This window comes from Bacillus halotolerans (assembly GCF_001517105.1).
Lineage (GTDB): Bacteria > Bacillota > Bacilli > Bacillales > Bacillaceae > Bacillus > Bacillus halotolerans.
In genome coordinates this window covers 174,963-193,244 of record NZ_LPVF01000001.1, presented here as the reverse complement: position 1 = coordinate 193,244, position 18,282 = coordinate 174,963, and the positions used below count along the sequence as shown (strand labels likewise).

Annotated in this window: 13 protein-coding genes and 1 pseudogene; 7 read left to right on the top strand and 7 right to left on the bottom strand. The window is 48.0% G+C overall.

The features are described 5' to 3' along the window. Positions 1–5: 5 nt before the first annotated feature. Positions 6–1,142, bottom strand: coding sequence for a zinc-dependent alcohol dehydrogenase (locus AU387_RS00940; RefSeq protein ID WP_059334467.1), 1,137 nt, complete (start codon positions 1,140–1,142; stop codon positions 6–8). A gap of 167 nt (positions 1,143–1,309) precedes the next feature. Between AU387_RS00940 and AU387_RS00935 the strand changes: the two genes are divergently transcribed. Both AU387_RS00935 and AU387_RS00930 read left to right on the top strand, forming a co-directional pair. Beyond that, positions 1,310–2,173 carry a transporter substrate-binding domain-containing protein gene (locus tag AU387_RS00935; RefSeq protein ID WP_082687802.1) on the top strand — a complete coding sequence of 288 codons (864 nt, stop codon included), beginning with the start codon at positions 1,310–1,312 and terminating at the stop codon, positions 2,171–2,173. 9 nt (positions 2,174–2,182) lie between these two features. Then, positions 2,183–2,863 carry an amino acid ABC transporter permease gene (locus AU387_RS00930; RefSeq protein ID WP_026014657.1) on the top strand — a complete coding sequence of 227 codons (681 nt, stop codon included), beginning with the start codon at positions 2,183–2,185 and terminating at the stop codon, positions 2,861–2,863. Between the two features lie 47 nt (positions 2,864–2,910). Here AU387_RS00930 and zinU read toward each other — a convergent pair whose 3' ends face one another. The 5 genes and pseudogenes from zinU to AU387_RS00905 form a co-directional block, all read right to left on the bottom strand. Next, on the bottom strand, positions 2,911–4,104 hold the full coding sequence (gene zinU, locus AU387_RS00925; protein ID WP_059334466.1) for a zinc metallochaperone ZinU: 1,194 nt from the start codon (positions 4,102–4,104) through the stop codon (positions 2,911–2,913). 36 nt (positions 4,105–4,140) lie between these two features. Beyond that, a complete protein-coding gene (locus tag AU387_RS00920; protein ID WP_232460801.1) occupies positions 4,141–5,148 on the bottom strand; it encodes a SidA/IucD/PvdA family monooxygenase in 1,008 nt (335 codons plus the stop codon). A gap of 208 nt (positions 5,149–5,356) precedes the next feature. After that, positions 5,357–5,931: pseudogene (locus tag AU387_RS00915) on the bottom strand (L,D-transpeptidase). Positions 5,932–5,933: 2 nt separating this feature from the next. Then, entirely contained in the window at positions 5,934–6,842 is a 909-nt protein-coding gene (gene folE2 / locus AU387_RS00910; protein WP_059334465.1) for a GTP cyclohydrolase FolE2, read from the bottom strand. A gap of 129 nt (positions 6,843–6,971) precedes the next feature. Further along, positions 6,972–8,177, bottom strand: coding sequence for an MFS transporter (locus AU387_RS00905; protein WP_059334464.1), 1,206 nt, complete (start codon positions 8,175–8,177; stop codon positions 6,972–6,974). 181 nt (positions 8,178–8,358) lie between these two features. On the opposite strand from AU387_RS00905, the gene nirB reads away from it, so the two are divergent. The 5 genes from nirB to cobA all read left to right on the top strand — a co-directional run bounded on the left by nirB (position 8,359) and on the right by cobA (position 17,217). After that, complete coding sequence (gene nirB / locus AU387_RS00900) at positions 8,359–10,677, top strand: nitrite reductase large subunit NirB (RefSeq protein ID WP_059334463.1); 2,319 nt, start codon at positions 8,359–8,361, stop codon at positions 10,675–10,677. A 6-nt stretch (positions 10,678–10,683) separates the two neighbouring features. Continuing rightward, the gene (gene nasC / locus AU387_RS00895; RefSeq protein WP_059334462.1) at positions 10,684–12,816 is read left to right on the top strand and encodes an assimilatory nitrate reductase catalytic subunit NasC; all 2,133 of its coding nucleotides are present in this window, start codon (positions 10,684–10,686) and stop codon (positions 12,814–12,816) included. 120 nt (positions 12,817–12,936) lie between these two features. Then, the gene (gene nasD / locus AU387_RS00890) at positions 12,937–15,354 is read left to right on the top strand and encodes an NADPH-nitrite reductase (protein ID WP_059334461.1); all 2,418 of its coding nucleotides are present in this window, start codon (positions 12,937–12,939) and stop codon (positions 15,352–15,354) included. A gap of 31 nt (positions 15,355–15,385) precedes the next feature. Next, entirely contained in the window at positions 15,386–15,706 is a 321-nt protein-coding gene (gene nirD / locus AU387_RS00885) for a nitrite reductase small subunit NirD (RefSeq protein ID WP_024120163.1), read from the top strand. 59 nt (positions 15,707–15,765) lie between these two features. Further along, positions 15,766–17,217, top strand: a complete 1,452-nt coding sequence (gene cobA, locus AU387_RS00880) for a uroporphyrinogen-III C-methyltransferase (protein WP_082687801.1) — start codon at positions 15,766–15,768, stop codon at positions 17,215–17,217. 28 nt (positions 17,218–17,245) lie between these two features. On the opposite strand, the gene AU387_RS00875 is transcribed toward cobA, so the two are convergent. Next, the gene (locus AU387_RS00875) at positions 17,246–18,256 is read right to left on the bottom strand and encodes an NAD(P)/FAD-dependent oxidoreductase (protein ID WP_044161960.1); all 1,011 of its coding nucleotides are present in this window, start codon (positions 18,254–18,256) and stop codon (positions 17,246–17,248) included. Positions 18,257–18,282 lie beyond the last annotated feature (26 nt).

The window sequence follows — 18,282 nt, the reverse complement described above, 5'->3', positions numbered from 1 at the left end:
CCCCATTATGGTTTCAATATGACTTTGATGTTGCCGTCTTCTTTCTTATCGAATATATCATAAGCTCTAGGGGCATCAGCAAGACTTAATTTGTGCGTAATGATATCAGTAGGATCAATTTCTTGCTGCTCAACCATTTGATACAGCATCGGCATCAGATGAATGACGGGTGCCTGTCCCATTTTGACAGAGACATTGCGGGTGAAGAAATCGCCGAGCGGAAAACCGTCCGCTTGAGAAATATATGCCCCTGTCAGCTGAACTGTGCCGAACTTTCTGACTGCTTCAGACGCGGTGAGAATCGGGCTGATGGTTCCGAATTGGTTCGGCTTTTCAGACGCTTTTTCTTTCGACAGCGGGGTCCCGTCCATTCCGACACAATCAATAACGACATCCGCTCCGCCGTCCGTTTCATCATAAAGAAGCTTCCCGATCTCATCATGTTCTGTAAAGTTGAACGTTTCCACGCTGTTTGTCCGTTTTGCATGCTCCAGGCGGTGAGGAACTTGATCAACGGAGATGACGCGTTTCGCTCCCTTTATCCAAGCGAATTTTTGCGCCATTAATCCAATCGGCCCCGCTCCCAGAATCAAGACGGTATCGCCTTTTTTCACTCCGCTGTGCTCCACGCTCCAATATGCTGTCGGCATCACGTCGGATAGAAACAAGACCTGTTCATCCTTAAGCTCACTGTCGGCAGGAACTTTGAAGGATGAAAAATCAGCAAACGGCACCCGCAAGTATTCAGCCTGTCCTCCGGGAAAATTGCCGTTATCTTTAGAGAAACCAAATAAACCGCCGGCATCGGTATGCGGGTTTGGATTTGATTCGTCGCACTGGCTCTCCATTTGATGCTTGCAATAAAAGCATTCGCCGCACCCAATGTTAAACGGAATCACGACACGATCGCCTTTTTTTAGTGCTTGAACCTCGCTTCCGGTCTCTTCAACTATTCCCATCGGTTCATGTCCGATAATATAATCCGGCGCAGCCGGAATCCCGTTTTTATACAAATGAAGATCAGAGCCGCAAATACCTGTTGCCGTAATGCGGATAATAGCATCTCTCGCATCCTGAATCCGGGGAGCTTCAACCTCTTTCACTTCCACATGCTCTTTCCCTTGGTATGTCAGTGCTTTCATCCTTGGCCAACTCCTTTTTTATGACTCCTTCCCTTCCCGGCTGCTTTTAAACTCGCAGCTTCATTTGTATACACAATTCGAACTTTTTGAAAACGCCATCAACATATTGCAACCCCTTATGTTCAATGCTATCTTTTTAGTTGATTAACAGATTGGGGGAAACATAGGTGAAATCATTCAAGCAATCCAAAGCCGTTATATTCAGTTTCACAATGGCTTTCTTTCTTATATTGGCAGCCTGTTCCGGCAAAAATGAAGCAGATTCCAAGGATACAGGCTGGGAGCAGATCAAAGAAAAAGGAAAAATCGTCGTTGCTACGTCCGGCACACTTTATCCTACGTCCTATCATGATACCGATTCAGGCAAGGATCAACTGACAGGCTATGAGGTTGAAGTTGTTCGAGAAGCGGCTAAACGTCTCGGACTCAAAGTCGAGTTCAAGGAAATGGGCATCGACGGGATGCTGACAGCGGTGAACAGCGGCCAGGTTGACGCTGCCGCCAATGATATAGATGTGACAAAGGACCGCGAGAAAAAGTTCGCGTTTTCTTCTCCTTATAAATATTCATATGGCACAGCAATTGTCCGAAAAGATGATTTATCAGGGATTAAAACACTGAAAGATTTAAAAGGGAAAAAAGCGGCTGGCGCAGCGACAACTGTCTATATGGACGTTGCCAGAAAATACGGCGCACAAGAAGTCATTTATGATAACGCGACAAACGAGCAGTATTTAAAAGATGTTGCCAACGGCCGCACTGATGTCATCTTAAACGACTATTACCTGCAGACACTGGCACTCGCGGCATTCCCGGATCTTAACATAACGATCCATCCTGACATCAAGTACATGCCGAATGAACAGGCGCTTGTCATGAAAAAAAGCAATACTGAGCTTCAGAAACAAATGAACGAGACGCTGAAAAAGATGAGCAAGGACGGCACTTTGACAAAGCTGTCGAAACAATTCTTTAATAAAGCGGATGTATCAAAGAAACTGGATGTCGACGTTCAAGACGTTGACCTGTAATCAGACGCCATGATGTACAGCATTCAGTGGGAATATATTTTCAACACACAGCTGGCGATTGAATCGTTTCCTTATGTCATAAAGGGTATAGGGTACACGTTGCTTATTTCTTTTGTCAGCATGTTTGCGGGAACGGTAATCGGGCTGTTTATATCGCTCGCCAGAATGTCTAAGATTGCCCTGCTGAGATGGCCGGCGCGTCTCTACATTTCTTTTATGCGCGGCGTTCCGATTTTGGTGATCCTGTTTATCCTTTATTTTGGATTCCCTTATATCGGCATTGAATTTTCTGCCGTTACGGCCGCCTTGATCGGCTTTAGCCTCAACAGCGCCGCTTATATTGCGGAAATTAACCGTTCAGCCATTTCATCCGTTGAAAAAGGACAGTGGGAAGCTGCATCCTCGCTCGGTCTTTCCTATTGGCAGACGATGAGGGGTATCATTTTGCCGCAATCGATCCGCATTGCGCTGCCTCCGCTCGCCAATGTATTGCTCGATTTGATCAAGGCATCCTCGCTCGCCGCGATGATTACAGTGCCGGAATTGCTCCAGCATGCGAAAATTATCGGGGGCCGAGAGTTTGATTACATGACCATGTATATTCTGACCGCACTCATTTATTGGGCCATCTGCTCCGTTGCGGCGGCTTTTCAGAATATCCTTGAGAAGAAATACGCGCATTATCTTTAAACAAACGTTTCATTAAAAAAAGCCGCTCCGCAGGAGACGGCTTTTTCCTATTGATTCAGCTTCCATTTAAATGGATCTTCAAACAGCGACCAATCGGAATCAAACTCATATTCAGTCAGCAAACATTGATCCAGCTCCTTCGTAATAGCGTCTTCATCCAAGTCTGTTCCGATAAACACCAGCTGCGTCAGACGATCGCCGAATTCCGGGTCCCAATCCTCTAATATTTCCGGCTCCTGCTGTTTGATTTGCTCCTGCTCAAGCTTCGGCATCGCCGCCACCCAATAGGATACCGGCTCAATGGTTACGGACGGGCCGGCTTGGGACATCAGAAGAGCGAGGCTGTTATGCGATGCGCACCAGACGATACCTTTGGCGCGGACAACATTTTTAGGCATTTGATCCATCCATTGATAAAAGCGCGTTGAGTGAAACGGCAGCCGTCTTTTATAAACAAATGAAGAAATGCCGTATTCCTCGGTTTCCGGGGTATGGGCTGCATGGCCTGCCGTCAGCTCTCTTATCCAGCCGGCAGATCCGCTCGCTTCCTCGGAGTTAAATAGCCCCGTATGTAAAATCTCCTGCGGCTTGACGTTCCCTTTGACAGCGCGAATGAATGTAGCCCTTGGCTGCAGGGTGCGAAGGACTTTCTCAAGCTGTTCAAGCTCTTGCTCGCTGACTAAATCACATTTATTTAAGATCAGAACATCGCAAAACTCAATTTGATCGATTAACAGGTCGGCAATTTCTCTTTCGTCTTCTTCCCCAAGTGCTTCTTTGCGGTCCAGAAGGCTGTCACCCGACTGATAGTCATGCCAAAAACGGTTCGCATCGACCACTGTCACCATCGTATCTAACTCACAAAACTTAGTGAGATCGATTCCCAGCTCTTCGTCAATATAAGAAAATGTCTGGGCCACAGGGATCGGTTCGCTGATTCCCGTCGATTCGATGACGATATAATCAAACCGTCCGTCTTTTGCCAGCTTCTCCACTTCGACTAACAAATCCTCGCGAAGTGTGCAGCAAATGCAGCCGTTTGACATTTCCACTAGCTTTTCATCTGTTCTGGAAAGCCCGCCTTCCTGCTTGACCAGCCCTGCGTCAATGTTTACCTCGCTCATGTCATTTACAATCACGGCTATTTTTAAGCCATCGCGATTTTGCAAAATGCTGTTGAGCAGTGTTGTTTTTCCCGCGCCAAGATAGCCGCTTAGTACAGTAACCGGAATTTTTTTCATTGTGATCATATCCTCTCAAAATAGAATCATTACGATTTAAATGACGTATGTGTAATAGTGATTGCCGCTTTTCGCGCCCCGGAAATATTTCTCGCTGTCGGCCCCGATTTCAAGTTCCGCAAAGGCACCCATCACGTATAACCCGTTCCCCCATTGCAAATCCTTGCCGACAATCGGAAAGCCGCAGCCGGCAAAAGGCAATTGCTCTGCTTGCGCTGCTTTTTGAACCCACTCGAATCGGCTGATGTCAGAGGCAAAGCCTGTTGCCAGCGCGATATGTTCGAATGTGTATGACGATTCATTTTTCTTCAGCTGTATGTGCAGCCGGCCGTCAGCTGTTTTTTGACATGACATCACTTCATGCTGAATGACCTTTATCCTGCCCTCTTCTCTATAAACAGCAAGCTTTCTTGAGATGTCCTTCGGGAAGGAGCCGCGATGTCTGGCGTTTGTGATCCATTGCCTTCTCTTTTGGCAGTCTGGCGTTTTGCTGAATCTTTTCATATACTTCGGGCCAAGCCAGCCTGGATCACTGTCAAAATCATAGGTGCGGAATGGATGCCTCGCGAACATCGTCACGTCGTGCCCGTCATCTGAGAGCTTGATGGCGTAATGAGCCGCCGTGATCCCTCCGCCCACAACTGCCGCTTTAACGTCTTCCTGTCTTAACCCTTGCACATCCCTGTCAAACACATGATAAATGCCATCATTCTGAAATGGCTGTGCCCACTCCGGCCAGCAAGGCTGTTGTGAAAAACTCATGGCTCGTACAACTCTTTCGCCTATGATTGTTTCGGAGGCATCTGTCCTCACTTCCCACAATCCGTTTTTTCTTCTCAAGTCTGTCACCATGCCTGTCTTCCACGCCTGATCAATATGTATCTCATCCAATACAGTTTCACAATGCTGATTAAAAAGCGATAAATAGGGGCGCTTATACCTCCCGAAGAATATCTCCGGCCACTGGCTTTTATCCGCATACGTTTGCAGGCTGAACGGCTCGGTATCCATGTGATGGACCGATGGAGAGCGTAAATCATTCATATGCGGGCCGTATTTCGCTTCCAGCACTCAAGGGGCTATGAGGATCAATGACCGCAAGATCCTGGATAGGCACCTTTCCGCTCTTCACCAGATGCACAGCCAAGGTCGACCCTTGAATTCCGCCGCCGATGATAAGCCATTTAACAAAACGTAATTATTACGATTTAAATCGTATGTTCTTTTTTCCTTTTTGTCAACTGCTTTCTATTCAGCTGATCACAACTTTTGTGTGTTCAGGTATGTTTTCGTATACTATTTCGCATCTGGAATGGATAGTCTGATACAGCCATGGGATGCTTTTGCCCCTAATTTTTTTGCTTCCTTTTCAATGACTTTTTTCTCCTTTGTCATGGGTACGCTGTGAAAAAGAAATTCTCCATGGTTTTTCCATGAGACCCAGTATTCCGCCCCTTCCTGATATCCTTCAGAGAAAAACCATTCTCCCCGTTCAGGCTCGATATGAAATGTGCCTTTCGGTGTGGAATCATCATGGGTTTGATCGAGTCCTGATGAAACGATCATGGTATAGATGGTTTTGCTTCCGGCTTTGATGTAAGCCTTCTGCTGTTTCACGTCTACATCAATCCAGACATTTTTCAGCTGCTTGATATCGGGGTATTCTCCGCCGGAAGGCTTTGTCCAATCAATGCTTGTATTCTCCGCCTTTATGTGTTTGTCTGTTTTCTTCATTTGAGATCCAGCTTTCTCGTCCGCATGATAAGAACAGGCTGACAGCAGAATTGCCGGCGCAAAAACAGCAATTAATAAGAATGACAGTTTCATAGTCATTCCCCCTGTTTCGAAAACCTAAGCTTCGCATAGGCATCGTGCAGATGAATCGATTCTTCATTTCTGCATTCAATATCAAAGGCCGACACCCATTCAAGCTCATATAAATCTGCGGCAATGAGACGGGCCAGATCCTCAACAAATCTGGGATTTTCATATGCGTTTTCCGTTACGGCTTTTTCATCCGGCCGCTTTAGCACCGGGTGCAGTCTCGCGCTGGCATTTGATTCTACAACGTGAAGCAAATCGGCTTTGACATCGACTGGGAGCAGTGCCGTTGGATGAATATCGGCCAAAATGCTGACCGTTCCTCTCTGATTGTGGGCGCTGTATTCACTGATTTCCTTAGAGCAAGGGCAAAGAGTCGTTACTTTCGCTGAGATACCGGCCCGATGTTTAAACGGCTGATCTTCGTGATAGGTGACAGACATCAACATCTCAGCATGCATCAGCCCCGCTTTCTCAAGCCTTGGACTCTTTCTTTCGAAATACCACGGAAACCGCACTTCGACGGAAGCCGAGATTTGATCCATGTTTTCTGCAAGCTCTTTCGTAAATTGCTGAAGAGAAGAAAATGAGAGAATCCAGCCGTTTTGATGATAGCGTTGAAGCTGCTCTGTTAACCGGCTCATATTGATGCCCTTCTGATTCCGCTGCAGGCTGGCGGTCATGGTAAAATTCGCTGCTGTCGTTTGCTGAAAAGGCTTCATCGCTGAGGCAACAGTGACCGGGTGAGACACATTGGTGACACCTACTTGCTGAATACCAAAAAAATAGTCTTTTCTGGTATTCTGAAGATCCTTCATGTTCTCCTTTTCCACAGGCTTTTGTCCTTTCACAGGACTGACCGATCCAAAATATTGAAGACGCTCCGTTTTTTCCGGGAGCAGAATGTGTTGTGCCATTCAGAAAACTCCTTCCGTTTCAAATCGTAATAATTACTATTTATTCTGATCGGTTCACGAGTTAAAATCAAGAGAAAGTTGAAAAACAGCAAAAAAGACACGCGCACTCGCGTGTCTCCCATCCAAACATCAAACATCCGCCGGGCTGCTTTCCGCGCTCCAGCTTTTTCTCCAGTAATATCCTGCGGCAATCACAAGCACAAACGCCAGCAATGCGATACAGGAAAACGTGATAAATCCGATGGCATATGTGCCTGTCATCTGTTTTAATGACCCTAAAATGTTTGGCAGAAAGAACCCTCCGATGCCTCCTGCTGCGCCGACGATCCCCGTCACCATTCCAATTTCTTTCCGGAAGCGTTGCGGGACGAGCTGAAACACTGCTCCGTTGCCCATTCCGAGTCCCATCATTCCGACAAATAAAAGGATGATAACCATTGAAAGAGACGGCAGACTGCTGACTCCGGCCATGCAAAGAGCCACGATGACAAACAGAACAGAAAGAACCTTCGTGCCCCCGACTCGATCGGAAATCCAGCCCCCTACAGGCCGGAAAAAACTGCCCGCTGCTACACATAATGTGACGAAATCTCCCGCGTGAATTTTTGACAGCTGGTATTGATCAACGAAGAATATCGCCAAAAAGCTGGACAGCCCGACAAATCCTCCAAAAGTGACGCTGTACAGCAGACAGAAAAACCACGTTTCCTTCTGTCCGAACACCTGCAAGTAGTTTTTGAGCGGCTGCGGCGCCGGTTGTTCAGGAGAATTCTTCGCCATGAAAACAAACAGAATAAAGACGATGATCAGAGGAAGAAGCGCAATTCCCATCACGCTGTGCCAGCCGAACTGCTCTGCAAGACGGGGGCCAAACAGTGTCGCAAACAAGGTGCCGCTGTTACCCGCACCCGCTATCCCCATCGCCAGTCCCTGCAAATGAGGCGGATACCACCGGCTTGCCATAGGAAGCGCAACAGCAAAGCTCGCGCCGGCTACGCCAAGCAGGATGCCGATCCCGTAAAGCTCAGTCAGCGTACGGCCGCCAAAAGTTCCCCAGAGCAGCGGGATCATCGTCACCAGCATTCCGGTCACAGCTGTTTTTTTCGGCCCGATTCTGTCCGTTAACACGCCTAATATGATCCGAAACAAAGATCCCGATAAAATCGGCACAGCCACGATAAGTCCTTTTTCAAAGGGAGACAGGCCAAAATCCTGAGAAATATAAACACCAAGCGCCCCAAGCATAACCCATATCATAAAACTTACATCAAAGTATAAAAACGAGCAGAGCAAAGTGGACGGGTGACCGCTTGTTTTCAGTTCCGACAGCTTCATAACATTCCCCTTTCTTGACCCTATAAAAATTTCAATTTTCTGAATCAAGAATATATGACCTTATTTTTTCGGAAAAGACATGTGTAAGCTAATGTGACACGTTTAATGCGTTAACTGAGCATTGTGCCATAATTTTTGATAGGAGAAAAACTTACAAGCTGAGGCAAAGGAGGTCTGGCAAATGAAGAAACAAAGATTAATTGTAGCAGGGAACGGAATGGCCGGAATTCGCTGTATTGAAGAAATATTAAAGCTTCATCGTGACATGTTTCAGATTGTCATTTTCGGCAGCGAACCGCATCCCAACTATAATCGCATTCTCTTATCCTCCGTTTTACAGGGGGAGGCATCGCTCAATGACATTGTGCTGAACAGCAGTGAATGGTACGCCAAGCAAGACATAACACTTTACACAGGAGAAACAGTCGTTCAAATCAACACAGACTTGCAGCAAGTCATCACAGATCAAAAACGCAGCCTGTCCTACGACAAATTGATTCTGGCAACAGGCTCCTCCCCTCATATTCTCCCCATACCCGGGACAGACAAAGAAGGTGTTTACGGCTTTCGGACAATAGAAGACTGCCAAGCTTTTATCAGCATGACGGAACGTTATCAAAAAGCAGCGGTCATCGGCGCCGGCTTATTAGGCCTTGAGGCGGCTGTCGGCCTGCGGCATCTGGGCATGGATGTCAGCGTCATTCACCACTCTCCCAGCATTATGCAAAAACAGCTCGATCAAACAGCCTCTCGTCTGCTTCAGTCTGAGCTGGAACGAAAAGGCTTAACCTTTCTTTTAGAGAAAGACACAGCATCCATTACAGGAGGCTCACGGGCAGATGGTATCCGGTTTAGCGACGGCTCTTCGATAAAAGCAGACTTGATTGTGATGGCGGCTGGTGTAAGACCCAATATCCAATTGGCTGCATCAGCAGGAATCGCCGCAAACCGCGGCTTCATCGTCAATCAATTCATGCAGACGAGCAAACCGAATGTGTATGCCGTCGGGGAATGCGCCGAGCACAACGGAATGGTATACGGATTGGTCGCGCCTCTTTATGAACAAGGAAAAGTCCTCGCACAACACATCTGCGGCGTTCCCTGTGAAGGGTATCATGGCTCTGCCCAATCTGCAGCCTTAAAAATAGCGGGAATTGATGTGTGGTCGGCAGGAAAGATGCACGAAGACGCAGGCACGACGAGCATTAAGCTTCATGATGAACATGCCGGCTGCTACAAAAAAGTCCTCTTTGAGAAAGACAAACTGGCTGGTGTGATTTTATTCGGAGACACACGTGATAAACAGAGGCTTCTCGACAGCCTGCTCAAACAAAGAGACATTTCCATTGTCAAAAAGCAGCTGATCGAACCGGATCAAAGCGGCATATCATTTGCATCCATGCCTCCCGCTGAACCCATTTGCCAATGCAACTCGGTGACAAAAGGTTTGATTGAAGAAGCGGTGCACACGAAAGGCTTAACAACGGTCGAAGAAGTGAAGCAGTGCACAAAAGCATCCGGCTCTTGCGGAGGCTGCAAGCCGCTCGTTGAAGACCTTCTGAAATACATGGCCAGCAGCGAATATACAGAACCAGCCGGCCAGCCTTCGTTTTGCGGCTGCACTGATTTGACGGAAGATGAAGTCATCGCCGAACTGCACCGATGTCATTTCCCTGATCCTGCTGAGGCAATGAATCAGCTTGGCTGGAAAACGAAAAACGGCTGCCGCGTTTGTGTTCCGGCGCTTCACTATTACATGGAATTGCTGCAGCCTGGCTATATCCAGTCTCTTGAAACATCGCCCGAGGATACATGCACCCTCATTCCGCAAATGTACGGCGGGCTGACAAATGCGAAGGAACTCAGAAACATCGCAAACATCATCGAGACATTCGGCATCCCCAATGTTTCAATAACTCACGGCCAGAGGCTGAAGCTTTCCGGAATCCGTCCGAATGACCTTGCAAACATCAGAAAAGAACTGCACATGCCAGTTTTCACTCATCAGCACCGCCGCACGCTGCAAAGTGTCATAGCATGTACGTGCGGGGAAGATCGCTCTATTCAAAAGCTGGCAAGCCATATCGAAAGACATACTGACATGCTTTCCATGCCCGATCACATATCCATCAGCTTGTCGTGTGAAAAAGACTGCACCGCCGCAGCTATACAGGATATCGGCGCCATTCGAACACAAGAGGGCTGGGACATTTACACTGGCGGCATCCGGGGTGGGCATGCCCGTGCCGGAATGCTGTTTTGTGTGACGGATAGCGAAGAAAATACTGCCATTATGATGAAAGGCCTTCTTCAATATTATCGCGAAACGGCTCACTACGCAGAAGCGGTTCATCAGTGGATTGACCGCCTGGGCATCATTCATATCAGAGAGGTATTATTTGAACAGGATTTGCGGACGCAGCTGCTGGAAAACCTTCAAACAGACCTGTCATTGATACAAGATCAGCCTATACAGGCTGGCGCACTTAAGAAAGGATGAGGCATTTTGACTGAACGACTGCTTAGATATTTCCGCGAAAAACAGCAAGACGTCCAATCAGAAAAAACATACGACACCCAATGTCCGTTTTGCAGCATGCAATGCAAAATGCAGCTTGTGGAACAAACCATCGTCACACGGAAAAAGTATACAGCCATCGGCATCGACAATCCCACGACACAAGGCCGTTTATGCATGAAAGGGATGAACGCCCACCAGCATGCCCTGCACTCCTCCCGCATCACCCGGCCGCTGCTCAAAAAAAACGATGAGTTTGTGCCTGTTACCTGGGCTGAAGCGCTGAACTATATAAAAGAGCAAGTCACCCTGATCCAAGACAAACACGGTCATGATGCGATGGCTGTCTACGGAAGCGCCTCGATTACGAATGAAGAGGCATATCTATTAGGAAAGTTCGCACGAGTCGGCTTACAGACAAAATACATCGATTACAACGGCCGGCTATGTATGTCCGCCGCAGCAACCGGAGCCAACCAAACATTCGGAGCAGACAGAGGCTTGACGAATCCCTTAGCGGAAATCCCCCACACCCGAGTGATCATTTTGGCCGGCACCAATATCGCGGAATGCCAGCCGACCATCATGCCGTATTTTGAACAAGCGAAAGAAAACGGGGCTTATCTCATTGCCATTGACCCCCGGGAAACAGCGACGACAAAAATAGCCGACCTTCATCTGAAAATCAAACCCGGAACAGACGCAGCCCTTGCCAACGGTTTAGTCAAAATCATCATAGACGAACAGCTGATAAACGAAGACTTCATTCGCACGCGCACAAACGGATTTGATGAGCTCAAACAGCATACCGGCGCTTTAAATCTGGAAGACATCGCCGAGCAGACAAGTGTTCCTTTAGAGCAAATGCGAAAGGCCGCTATGAAGTTTGCCAAGGAAACGTCCGGCATGCTGTTTACAGCCCGCGGCATTGAACAGCAAACCGACGGAACCGCAGCTGTGAAAGGCTTCTTAAATGTGGTGCTGATCACAGGAAAAATCGGCAAGCCTTACTCGGGCTACGGAGCGATCACCGGACAGGGCAATGGGCAAGGCGCCCGAGAGCATGGCCAAAAAGCAGATCAGCTTCCCGGCTACCGTTCTATCGAAAACGAAGAACATCGGGCTTATATTGCAAAAGTGTGGGGAGTCAATCCGGATGAGCTCCCGCGAAAAGGCGTCTCAGCCTATGAAATGATGGAAAAAATCAACGATGGAGACATTAAAGGACTGTTTCTAATGTGTTCCAATCCAGCAGTCTCCAGCCCAAATGCCAACCTTGTCAAACAGGCGCTGTCGAAACTGACATTCTTTGTTGCGATCGACTTGTTTCTATCTGAAACTGCGAAATTCGCCGATGTCATTTTGCCCGCATCCTCTTACTTAGAAGACGAAGGCACGATGACTAATCTCGAAGGCCGCGTGACATTGAGGGAAGCGAGCCGCCCCTGCCCGGGAGAAGCAAAGCATGATTGGCAGATCATTTGCGAAATCGCGTCCGTTCTCGGAAAAGGCCGTTATTTTCCCTACACGTCTGCGAAGGATATCTTTAACGAATTAAGAGAAGCAAGCCGCGGCGGAATCGCCGATTATTCCGGCATCACATACGACAGGCTCAGACAAGAAGGCGGGATTCACTGGCCGTGTCCGGAGCCTGATCATCCCGGAACCGGGCGCTTATTTGAGGACTCATTTGCACATCCGGATCAAAAAGCGGCATTAAGTGTGATCTCAAACGAACCCGTTGTTCCAAAAGATAAGCCGACTGCAGAATATCCGTTGTTTTTAACGACCGGAAGGGTCATGTCTCATTATTTAACAGGTGTCCAAACAAGAAAAAGCGCCTCTTTGGCCGCAAGACATTTTGAATCATTTATGGAAATCCATCCGAAAACAGCAGCGGCCTACAATATCGAAGACCGCGTTCTCGTGAACATCGAATCTCCTCGCGGAAGCATCACCGTCCGCAGCAAATGGTCAGAACACATCAGAAAAGACACAGTATTTGTTCCCATCCACTGGACGGATGCCCAAAACGTAAATGATTTGATTGGCGACAGCCTAGATCCAGCGTGTAAAATGCCCGGTTTTAAGGTATGCGCCGTCCGAGTCAGACCTATTTAAAATTTTCATAAAATTTTTAGAAATTTTCGTATTTTTTGTTACATTTTATAACATGCATCTTAAATATTTCTTTTTGCTGTGCTACGCTGGAAAAAACATTGATAAGGAGCGGATCATCTGATGGGAAAAAAACAGCTAGTTCTTGTTGGTAATGGAATGGCCGGGGTAAGGGCCATTGAAGAGATACTGAATGTTTCAAAAGACGAATTTCAAATCACAATTTTTGGTTCCGAACCGCATCCCAACTACAACCGAATCCTTTTGTCAAAAGTGCTGCAAGGCGATACAGATATCAAAGATATTACGTTAAACGATTGGAACTGGTACGAAGAAAACAATATACAATTGTATACCAATGAAACAGTTATTAAAGTGGACACCGAAAACAAAACGGTCATCACCGATGCAGACAGAATACAGCCTTATGATGAACTGATCCTGGCTACGGGTTCTGTCCCTTTTATTCTGCCGATTCCGGGCGCAGACAAAAAAGGCGTCACAGCTTTCCGGGACATAAAAGATACAGACACGATGCTCGCTGCGTCAAAACAATATAAAAAAGCAGCCGTCATTGGCGGGGGCTTGCTTGGCTTAGAAGCTGCGCGCGGCCTGCTGAATCTCGGTATGGAAGTTTCCGTTATCCATCTCGCTCCCTTCCTGATGGAACGCCAGCTTGACGCAACGGCCGGACGCCTGCTGCAAAACGAATTAGAAAAACAAGGAATGACCTTTCTGCTTGAAAAGCAAACAGAAGAAATTCTCGGAGATGACCGGGTCGAGGGCGTCAGGTTCAAAGACGGCACAAGCGTTGAAGCCGATTTAGTCGTCATGGCCGTCGGCATCCGCCCAAATACAGCGCTTGGGGCCGAAAGCGGAATTCCAGTCAACCGCGGCATCATTGTCAACGATTATATGCAAACTGAAATTCCGCACGTTTATGCGGTCGGTGAATGCGCCGAGCACCGAGGAATCGCATACGGACTCGTGGCGCCGCTCTATGAACAGGCGAAAGTTCTCGCTAAACATATCTGCGGTGTTGAAACGAAACCTTATGAAGGCTCCGTTCTCTCCACTCAACTCAAAGTATCAGGAGTCGAGGTCTTTTCTGCCGGTGACTTTAACGAATCAGACGAGAAAAAAGCGATTAAGGTCTTTGATGAACAGGATGGCATTTATAAGAAAGTCGTGCTGCGAGGCAATCAGATTGTCGGAGCCGTTTTATTCGGCGACAGCAGTGAGGGCAACCGCCTGTTTTCGATGATTCAAAAAGAAGCAGATATCTCTGAAACCTCTAAAATCTCAATTTTACAGCCTCTCAACCAAGAAGCCGGCACAAGTCTGACCGCTGCCATGAGCAATGATGAAATCATCTGCGGCTGTAACGGCGTGTCAAAAGGAGCAATTATTCAAGCCATCCAGGAACAGGGCTGTTCATCAACAGATGAAATCAAAGCTTGCACCGGCGCGTCCCGCTCATGCGGAGGCTGTAAGCCGCTCGTAGAAGACATCCTTCAATATACGCTGGGATCAGACTTTGACGCATCAGTCCAAAAAGAAGCGATTTGCGGCTGCACCTCATTGTCGAGAGACGAGGTTGTCGAAGAAATCAAAGCCAAAGGGCTGTCACATACAAGAGAAGTCATGAACGTGCTCGGCTGGAAAACGCCAGAAGGCTGTTCCAAATGCCGTCCGGCTCTGAACTACTATTTAGGCATGATCAATCCGTCCAAATATGAGGATGAGAGAACATCCCGCTTTGTTAATGAACGGATGCACGCCAATATTCAAAAAGACGGCACCTACTCTGTCGTACCGCGGATGTACGGCGGTGTAACCAACTCTCAAGATCTTCGCAAAATCGCTGATGTCGTCGACAAATACGAGATCCCGCTCGTCAAAATGACAGGCGGCCAGCGAATTGACTTGATCGGCGTGAAAAAAGAAGACCTGCCAAAGGTATGGGCCGATCTTGATATGCCGTCAGGCTACGCGTACGGAAAAACACTCCGCACGGTAAAAACATGTGTAGGCGAACAATTCTGCCGCTTCGGCACACAAGACTCCATGGCCTTAGGCATCGACCTTGAGAAAAAATTTGAAGGACTCAACACGCCTCATAAAGTGAAAATGGCCGTATCTGCCTGTCCGCGAAACTGTGCAGAGTCCGGCATTAAAGATCTTGGCGTTGTCGGCATCGACGGAGGCTGGGAGCTTTACGTCGGCGGAAACGGCGGAACCCATTTGCGTGCCGGCGACTTGCTGATGAAGGTGAAAACAAATGAAGAAGTCTTGGAATACGCAGGCGCTTATCTTCAATACTACCGGGAAACGGCAAACTACTTAGAACGCACGTCCGCATGGCTGGAGCGCGTCGGTTTATCCCATGTCCAAGATATTTTAAACGATCCGGAAAAACGGCAGGAGCTGAACGATCGAATGAATGAAACGCTCTCTGTCCACAAAGATCCGTGGAAGGACTTCCTGGAAGATAAACAAACCTCTAAAGAATTATTTGAAAATGTCGTGACCACATCATAATGACAGAAACAAACATTGAGGAGGAATGGACATGGTGAACAAAGACGTCACAAAAGTATGTATCGGAAAAATCGAAGAATTGCCTGAACAATTAGGAAAAACAGTGTATATTGAAGATAAGGAGCTTGCGGTCTTTAAGCTTTCAAACGGGAGCATCCGCGCCATTGAAAACCGCTGTCCCCATAAGGGCGGCGTCCTTGCAGAAGGTATCGTCAGCGGCGAATATGTCTTCTGTCCGATGCACGACTGGAAAATCTCCTTGGAAGACGGAATCGTTCAAGAGCCGGATCACGGCTGTGTTAAAACATACGAAACGCTGATCGAAGGAGAATACGTTTATCTCGTATATTGATCAAAGACCGGATCACTTTCAAAGTGATCCTTCATTTTTTACAGTGACGGAAGGATGACATGATCATGAAAAACGGAATCGTATATTTTGTGGGCGCCGGACCTGGAGATCCAGGGCTCATCACCATAAAAGGAAAACAGGCGCTGGAGGAAGCGGATGTCATTTTGTATGACCGGCTCGCAAACCCAAAGCTGCTCGAATACGCATCACCAGACTGCCAGTTCATTTATTGCGGAAAACTGCCGGACCGCCATTTTATGAAACAAGCAGAAATCAATGCCCTGCTGATTGAAAAAGCGTCGGAGGGATTAACTGTTGTACGTTTGAAGGGCGGAGATCCCAGCGTGTTTGGCAGAGTCGGCGAGGAAGCAGACGCTCTCCACCAGCATGGCATCCGCTATGAAATGGTGCCGGGCATCACCTCGGGAATCGCAGCGCCGCTGTATGCGGGAATCCCCGTCACGCATCGGGATTTCGCTTCGTCTTTCGCCATGATTACCGCACATGATAAATCCTTAAAAGGAACCCCGAACCTTGACTGGGAAGGGCTTGCCCGAAGCGTTCAAACGCTTGTGTTTTACATGGGTGTCAAAAACCTTCCATTTATTTGCCAGCAGCTCATCGCGTACGGAAAATCTCCTTCTGTCCCTGTCATCGTGATTCAATGGGGAACGTGGGGCCGCCAGCGGAGCGTAAAAGGAACGCTGCAGGATATCCATCAAAAAATACAGGAACAGCAAATCACAAATCCCGCCATTATCGTCATTGGTGATATTGTAAACGTTCAAACACACAGCTGGTTTGAAAGCAAACCATTCATCGGGCAGCATATGATGATAGTCACTCATGGCGAAGATGAGCATACGCTGGCAGACAAGCTGCGCGATTATGGTGCCGATGTCATCGAATGGCCGAAATGGCGGACTGAAAAAATACCTGCCCACGAGGATATTCTAGGACAGATCAGCACCTTTGAGGATATTTTCTTCACATCACGCCGTGCGGTTTGCGAATTTTTTGAAGCGCTCGCGTCTAAACGAATCGACATTCGCCAGCTGACCGCACGCCTGAGTGCAGCGTCAGAAGCAGGAAAGGCAGAGCTTATAAAACGCGGCTTCATCATATCCGAGCACCATCACAATTCACCTGAAAAGCTGATTGTCGGCAGCCGTCATTCAGTAGAAGAAATGCAGAAATCAGAGGCCTGTTTGTGCTATATCACTCATGAAAACGTCATAGATGAGCGATTCACCAGAATGACCGAACGGACGATCAGTGAGTCTCCTCTGCACATGATCATTTGCCCCGGCAAGCAGTCCGCTCAGCAATTGATCAGCGCAGGAGAAGAAATCGGCATTTCACCTGAACCGTCAGCAAGCCGCCCCCCTGTCATCTGTATAGGCGATGGCGCGCCCGCCGCTGCATATGGGTTTACTGCCGTACAAGACCAAGAGCAATTATTTGCGTTTATACAAAATGAGCAAGTGGAGAAAAAACTCCTCCACAGCTGATGATACAGCCCTTTTCCAAAGGGCTTTCTTATTTATGAACCAATTTTTTGTGGTGAGTGGAATACATCGCCATATTTTCCGCCTGAGGGTCCAGATAAGATTTCGCACTGTTGACGGCAGTCGGGCCTTCCGTAAAGCCGCCGGCAATCAATCTGAGCTTGCTTTCATAATAAGCCGCGTCCCCCGCAACAAACACGCCCGGAAGATTCGTCCGCATATGTCTGTCAGCTTTAATCCGGCCTTCTTCAATCTCGAGGCCCCAATCCTTCATCGGGCCGAGATCAATTTTAAACCCGTGATTAATAATGAGCTCATCAAGCTCGATTTCCTCGGTATGTCCAGACTCAGCATGACAAACGGTGACGCTTTCGATGCGTTCTTCAGTGCCGCTGAGATGTTCCAGCCGATAAGGGGTAAGCACCCGCACAGATGACTGCTTCATTTTCGTCACGCTGCTTTCCAGTCCGCCGAATTCCTCCCTGCGGTGCACGACAGTAACAGATGCCGCAATCGGTTCCAGCTCATTAGCCCAATCGACCGCAGTATCTCCCCCGCCAGAAATCACGACCCGTTTGCCTCTAAACGCATCAAGCTTTTCCACTTTATAATGAAGATTTTTTCCTGCATATCGGCTCGCATCCTGGCTGTCAAACTCATTGACCTCCAGCGTGCCCATTCCGACAGCCAAAATAACGGTTCTTGTATAGTGCTTCTCCCCCTCAGAGCTAGTCAGCACCATGGTTCCGTCATCCAGACGCTCAAATCCAGTCACTCGCTGATTCAGCACAATATCAGGGTCAAACGTCGCCGCCTGCTCCTTCAGCTGTTCGATCAGCTGCTCCCCGGCAATCCCCGGTATCCCGCCAATATCGCGAATGATCTTCTCAGGGAAAAATAAAGACACCTTTCCCCCGAGCCGCGGCAAAAACTCAATCACTTTCGTTTTCAGCTCCCGCATGCCGCAGTAAAAAGCCGTAAACAGCCCGATCGGTCCTCCGCCTATAATCGTGACGTCATACACCTCTTGATTTTCAGCCATCCGTCCTGCCTCCCGTACACATCTAT

Bases quoted from the DNA above. Each gene is read 5' to 3' on its own strand.
- nasD (WP_059334461.1), top strand. From the start codon at position 12,937: ATGGGAAAAAAACAGCTAGTTCTTGTTGGTAATGGAATGGCCGGGGTA.
- nirD (WP_024120163.1), top strand. From the start codon at position 15,386: ATGGTGAACAAAGACGTCACAAAAGTATGTATCGGAAAAATCGAAGAA.
- zinU (WP_059334466.1), bottom strand. From the start codon at position 4,104: ATGAAAAAAATTCCGGTTACTGTACTAAGCGGCTATCTTGGCGCGGGA.
- AU387_RS00905 (WP_059334464.1), bottom strand. From the start codon at position 8,177: ATGAAGCTGTCGGAACTGAAAACAAGCGGTCACCCGTCCACTTTGCTC.
- cobA (WP_082687801.1), top strand. From the start codon at position 15,766: ATGATCATGAAAAACGGAATCGTATATTTTGTGGGCGCCGGACCTGGA.
- AU387_RS00875 (WP_044161960.1), bottom strand. From the start codon at position 18,256: ATGGCTGAAAATCAAGAGGTGTATGACGTCACGATTATAGGCGGAGGA.
- nirB (WP_059334463.1), top strand. From the start codon at position 8,359: ATGAAGAAACAAAGATTAATTGTAGCAGGGAACGGAATGGCCGGAATT.
- AU387_RS00940 (WP_059334467.1), bottom strand. From the start codon at position 1,142: ATGAAAGCACTGACATACCAAGGGAAAGAGCATGTGGAAGTGAAAGAG.
- AU387_RS00920 (WP_232460801.1), bottom strand. From the start codon at position 5,148: ATGAATGATTTACGCTCTCCATCGGTCCATCACATGGATACCGAGCCG.
- folE2 (WP_059334465.1), bottom strand. From the start codon at position 6,842: ATGGCACAACACATTCTGCTCCCGGAAAAAACGGAGCGTCTTCAATAT.
- AU387_RS00930 (WP_026014657.1), top strand. From the start codon at position 2,183: ATGATGTACAGCATTCAGTGGGAATATATTTTCAACACACAGCTGGCG.